At 69.0% G+C, this 856-nt stretch carries 1 protein-coding gene; it reads right to left on the reverse strand.

Annotated elements, in window-relative coordinates; all coding sequences use genetic code 11:
• Positions 1-856: IS481 family transposase (locus IEY88_RS43900; RefSeq protein WP_189160809.1), on the reverse strand; the 856-nt coding region annotated here is incomplete at both ends.

Genomic DNA, 856 nt, shown 5'->3' on the forward strand with positions numbered 1-856 from the left:
GGCCGCGGTGGTGATTGTAGGTGTGCAGCCATCGCGGCAGCTCGGCTCGTCGTTCGGTCTCGGATCGGTAGGGCCGGGCGTAGGCCCATTCGTCGAGCAGGGTGCGGTTGAAGCGTTCGACCTTGCCGTTGGTCTGTGGCCGGTAGGGGCGGGTGCGTTTGTGGGTGATGCCGGCGGTGCTCAGCGTGTCGCGCCAGAGCAGGGACTTGTAGCACGCGCCGTTGTCGGTGAGTACCCGTTCAACGGTGATGCCGTTGGTGGCGAAGAAGCTCTGGGCTCGCTGCCAGAACGCGACCGCGGTCTCCTTCTTCTCGTCGGGCAGGATCTCGCTATAGGCGAGCCGGGAGTAGTCATCCACGGCGTTGTGCAGGTAGCTGTAGCCGACGTGGCTGTTGCCGTAGCGGTCGAGTTTCTTGCCGGGGGTGCGGGTGCGGTGACGCTTGCCGGCCTGACGACTGGTGACCCGGTGCCCGCCGCCGTCGGGGATGTTGCCGAGCTTCTTGATGTCGACGTGCACCAGCTCGCCGGGCGTCGCGCGTTCGTAGCGGCGCACCGATTGCGCGGTGGCCCGGTCGAGGTGGGAAAGCCGCGCCAGGCCGAACCGGGTCAGCACACGGTGCACCGTCGAGGGCACCAGGCGCAGCAGGAACGCGATCCGGGCCGGCCCCCACCGCCGCGCCAGGCGGACCTTGATGATCCGGCGTTCGGTCCGGGTCGGGATACGGCCCGGACTCGTATGCGGACGCGACGAGCGATCGACCATGCCCGGTTCCCCCTCGGCCCGGTAGCGGTCGGCCCATCGTTTCGCGGTGCTGACCGAGACCTGGAACCGTTCCGCGGCCCGCCGCAGCGGCCA

Origin of the sequence: Lentzea pudingi (genome assembly GCF_014646255.1) — a bacterium.
Lineage (GTDB): Bacteria > Actinomycetota > Actinomycetes > Mycobacteriales > Pseudonocardiaceae > Lentzea > Lentzea pudingi.